5 protein-coding genes are annotated in these 3981 nt (G+C 77.6%); 3 read left to right on the forward strand and 2 right to left on the reverse strand.

Features of this window, described 5'->3' with window-relative positions; translation table 11 throughout:
* Positions 1-1455, reverse strand: a 1455-nt coding sequence (gene sepH, locus Q4D18_RS11200) for a septation protein SepH (RefSeq protein ID WP_303128450.1), incomplete at its 3' end; no start/stop codon positions are given.
* A 300-nt stretch (positions 1456-1755) separates the two neighbouring features.
* Here sepH and Q4D18_RS11205 point away from each other — a divergent pair.
* Positions 1756-2055: a DUF4193 domain-containing protein gene (locus Q4D18_RS11205; protein ID WP_303128453.1), complete on the forward strand. Its 300-nt coding sequence runs from the start codon at positions 1756-1758 to the stop codon at positions 2053-2055.
* 8 nt (positions 2056-2063) lie between these two features.
* Here the strand turns inward: Q4D18_RS11205 and Q4D18_RS11210 are convergent, their stop codons facing one another.
* Positions 2064-2594 (reverse strand): DUF3093 domain-containing protein, encoded by a 531-nt coding sequence (locus tag Q4D18_RS11210; protein ID WP_303128455.1) that lies wholly within the window; start codon positions 2592-2594, stop codon positions 2064-2066.
* Between the two features lie 71 nt (positions 2595-2665).
* On the opposite strand from Q4D18_RS11210, the gene dut reads away from it, so the two are divergent.
* Both dut and Q4D18_RS11220 read left to right on the forward strand, forming a co-directional pair.
* Positions 2666-3169, forward strand: coding sequence for a dUTP diphosphatase (gene dut, locus Q4D18_RS11215; protein ID WP_303128457.1), 504 nt, complete (start codon positions 2666-2668; stop codon positions 3167-3169).
* Positions 3166-3960, forward strand: a complete 795-nt coding sequence (locus Q4D18_RS11220) for a DUF3710 domain-containing protein (protein WP_303128460.1) — start codon at positions 3166-3168, stop codon at positions 3958-3960. Before dut ends, Q4D18_RS11220 begins: the two co-directional genes overlap by 4 nt.
* The last annotated feature ends 21 nt before the right edge of the window (positions 3961-3981 follow it).

The raw sequence follows: 3981 nt of genomic DNA on the forward strand, positions 1-3981 counted from the left end.
CTCCTGGACCGGCGTGGTCGGCTCGGGCCCCGCGGCAGGGACGTCCTCGGGCAGCGCGGGCAGCCCGCGCAGCAGCCGCGCGGCCCGGCTGGGGGCCGGGGCGTCCGCCTGGACGTCGTCGGGGGCCTCCGCGTCCGGCACGGCCTCCGCCACCTCGTTCGCCTGCCCGGCGCCCGTCTCGGACGGCTCCGCCGCCTCGCGGGCCTGGGCCTCGCGGGCGATCAGGTGGGCGAGGGCGTCGTCGGACTCCTCGTCCTGTCCCACGCGGCGGCCGCGGCGGCTGCGCAGGATCTCCAGCAGGTCCGCGTCCCGGTCGGCCGACGCGGACACGGCGCCCCGGGGGGTCACGGCGTCCTGGCCGGCGTCGACGGGCTCCGCCACGGCCTCGGCGTCGGCCGTCGGCTGCGCCTCGTCCGGCGTCGCCGACTCCGGCGCGGCGGTGTGCCGCACGTCCCAGGCCTCGGCGTCGGAGAGGATGCGGGCCCACGCGTTCTGCGGGTCCAGGTGCCGCCCGGCGGGCCGGAAGGACCACCGCGCGGGGGGCTGCTCACGCGTGGGCAGGGCGACGCCCGCGGGCAGCGGGAAGTCCGCCACCACCGTCCACGCGCCGGCGCCCTCGCGCCACGCGTCCCACGCGAGGGCGTCGGCGTCCGCGCCCAGCTCGCCCAGCGTGGTGGGCCCGCCGTCGGCCACGGTGGAGGAGTAGAGGTCGGGTCCGCCGACCCACACCTCCACCCTCTGCGCCTGCTGCGCGATGTACCCGCGCTCGGCGAGCACGGGGAAGCCGTAGGTGCGGATGCGGGAGTAGGCGTTGCCCGACTCCCGGGCCACCTGCTCCACGGTGGCCCCGGCGCGGATGCGCGCCTGGATCTCCCGCGGGCTCAGCGGCACGGCCTCCGCTGCCGCGGCGGCACGCACGTCCTCCTGCTCGGCCACCGGGCGCACCGGCGTCGCCGACGGCTCGGCGTCGGACAGGGGCTCGGGACGCTCCACGGTGGACACGGGCTCGGGGCGCTCGGCGTCGGGGGAGCGGACGACGTCGAGGGCCGGCTCCCCGTCCGCCTCCTCGCCGTCCGTCGGCTCGGCGGCCGGGACGAGGCTGATGCGCGGGGTGAGGTCCACGGCGGCCGGCACGACGGGCGACGGGCCGCCGTCCTCCTCGTCCGGCTCCTGCCGGGACGGGCCGTTCGCGTCCTGACCCTCCTGGGGGACCCGGTCCTCCTGCCCGACGGTCTCCGGCGCGTCGTCGGGGGTCTGCGCGGTCTCCGGCGCCGGGTCCTGCCCGGGCGTCTCCGGGGCCTCCGTGCCGGCGGGCTCGGCGTGCTCGTCGTCGTGCTCCACCACGAGCCGGCGCAAGTAGGGGGTGACCGGGAGCGTGTGCGCGGACCCGTCCGGGGTGGTCAGACGCAGCGCGTCGCCGTCCTCGGTGGGACCGGTGAGTCGGAGCTCCGCCATGGAGGACATCCCTTTCCGTCGTCGTCTCGGCCCGGGGCGGCACGGCGGTGTCCGGGCCGCGGGCTGGTCCGATCCTAGCGGGATGCCTCCCGACCCCCCGGGGAGGCCTGCACCCCGGTCGACGGACGCCGTGCGACGGCGGCCCCCCGCGGAGCATTTGGCGCCCTGCGGCCCATGGTGCACAATCTACGCGCAACGGCGCAGGCCGGGGACCGGCCACGGGCGGGTCCCTGCTCCCGGCGTCGCCCACGGCACCGGCCCCGGTGCCGGTCCCCACCAGCGGAGCGTGAGATCCCCACCATGGCCACCGACTACGACGCACCTCGCAAGAACGAGGAAGAGCTGAGCCAGAACTCCATCGAGGAGCTGAAGGCGCGGCGCACGGACACGCAGTCGGCCGTCGTGGACGAGGACGAGACGGAGGCCGCGGAGGGCTTCGAGCTGCCCGGCGCCGACCTCTCCGGCGAGGAGCTGATGGTGCGGGTGCTGCCCGCCCAGTCCGACGAGTTCACCTGCGCCTCCTGCTTCCTGGTGCGGCACCGCTCCCAGGCCGCCCGCGAGGACGGCGACCTCCTCTACTGCACCGACTGCGAGGGCTGAGTCCCCGCTCAGTCGCCCTGATCGGCCATGCGGCCGCCCAGGGCGGCCACGAGCTCCTCGGGACGGCGGGTGCTGGTGAGCCAGTAGGGCGTGCGGTCGCGCTCGTCCGTGATCTGCACGCGCACCACCGGGGAGATCCAGCCGCGGACCGCCACGTAGGCCAGCCCGTGCAGCAGCGGCCCGCGCTGGGCGCGCGCCTGCTCCCCCCGGTGCCCCGTCACCTCGCCGACGTGCCGGCGCTCGATCTGCGCCCGGCCCACCTGCAGCGAGGACTCCGTGACCACGATCCTCGGCGTCGAGGCCGTCAGGACGATCGCCTCGACCGCGAAGAACCCGACGGCGGCGGCGACGCCCAGCCACACGTCGATCGGCGCGAAGACGAGGATGGTCAGGGCCGCGAGCATCAGGGCGACCACCCAGACCCCCGGGGAGGGGCTCAGCCGCTCCTCGAACAGCACCGCTCCGGACCCGGCGGGGGAGGCGGGGCCGTCGGCGGGACGGTCGGGGCGGATCTGGGCCGTGCGGGGGTCCTCATGCATGTCCTCCAGCTTCCCACATCGCCGCCGCCCGTCGCCCCCGGCCGCGGGGCGGAGCGGTAGAGTCGGGGCCCGTGACCGACTCCGCCGTGCCCGACGTGCCCCTGCAGGCCCTCGATCCGGACCTGCCCCCGCCCGCGTACGCCCGTCCGGGCGACGCCGGGGCGGACCTGCGCACCACCGTGGACGTGACCCTGGCCCCCGGCGAGCGGGCCCTCGTGCCCACGGGCGTGGCCCTGGCCCTGCCGGCGGGGCACGCCGGCTTCGTCCACCCCCGCTCGGGCCTGGCGGTCCGCCACGGTCTCAGCGTGGTCAACGCCCCCGGCACGATCGACGCCGGCTACCGCGGCGAGATCAAGGTGCCGCTGATCAACCTGGACCCGCGCACGCCCGTGGAGCTGCGGCGCGGCGACCGGATCGCGCAGCTCGTGATCCAGCCCGTCGTCCAGGCGCGCTTCGTGCCGGTGGACGAGCTGCCCGCCTCGGACCGCGGCGCGGACGGCTTCGGCTCCACCGGCGGCTTCGGCGCCGCCGACGACCCCCAGACCCCCACGACGACCCCCGGGAGGACCGCATGATCTTCGGACGCAACCGCGCCGTGCGCCACGAGCAGGTGGTGCTCCCCGACCAGCTCAAGGACGAGCGCGACCGCCAGGTCGAGGCCGAGGCGGAGGCCGCCGCGGTCGGCGGCGAAGGTGTCCGCGGCCCGTTCGACGTCGCCGCGCGCCCCGGCACCTCCGGCTACGTGGACCTCGGCGGGCTGCGCGTGCCCGCAATCAGGGGCATGAAGCTGCGCCTGGACCTCGAGGACGCCACCCAGCGGATCGTGGCCGTCACCGTGAGCATGGGCCGCTCGGCCCTGCAGATCCAGGCGTTCTCCGCCCCGCGGGCTGCGGGCCTCTGGGACGACCTGCGCGCCGAGCTGCTCGAGACCCTCTCCGCCACCCCCGGGGCGCAGGTCCAGGAGCAGCGCGGCGCGTTCGGGCCCGAGCTGCTCACCCGTGTGCCGGCCGCCCTGCCGGACGGCTCGCCGGGCTGGAACGTCGCCCGGTTCGTGGGCGTGGACGGGCCGCGCTGGTTCGTGCGCGGGGTGTTCCACGGGGAGGCCGCCTACCAGCCCGACGCGGCCGCCGACCTGGAGCGGGTGCTCTCGGGGGTCGTGGTGGTCCGCGGCGCCGGGCCCCTGCCCCCGCGCGACCTGCTGCCCCTGCACCCGCCCGCAGACGCGCAGCCGGTGCGCCGCCGCCGTCCCGCCGAGCCCGCGCGGGACGTGCTCGGCGGCGCCCGCGCGGACGCCCCGGCCGCCGAGGGCGGCCCCCACGCTCCGGCCCTGCCCGAGCGCGGCCCGGAGATGACGGAGACGCGGTGACCCCGCGGCGCGCGGCGGACC

The sequence above is a fragment of the Micrococcus sp. genome (assembly GCF_030523875.1).
In the GTDB taxonomy this organism is placed as follows: Bacteria; Actinomycetota; Actinomycetes; order Actinomycetales; family Micrococcaceae; genus Micrococcus.

Coding starts and splice junctions, on each gene's coding strand:
- Q4D18_RS11205 (WP_303128453.1), top strand. CDS start 1,756: ATGGCCACCGACTACGACGCACCTCGCAAGAACGAGGAAGAGCTGAGC.
- Q4D18_RS11210 (WP_303128455.1), bottom strand. CDS start 2,594: ATGCATGAGGACCCCCGCACGGCCCAGATCCGCCCCGACCGTCCCGCC.
- Q4D18_RS11220 (WP_303128460.1), top strand. CDS start 3,166: ATGATCTTCGGACGCAACCGCGCCGTGCGCCACGAGCAGGTGGTGCTC.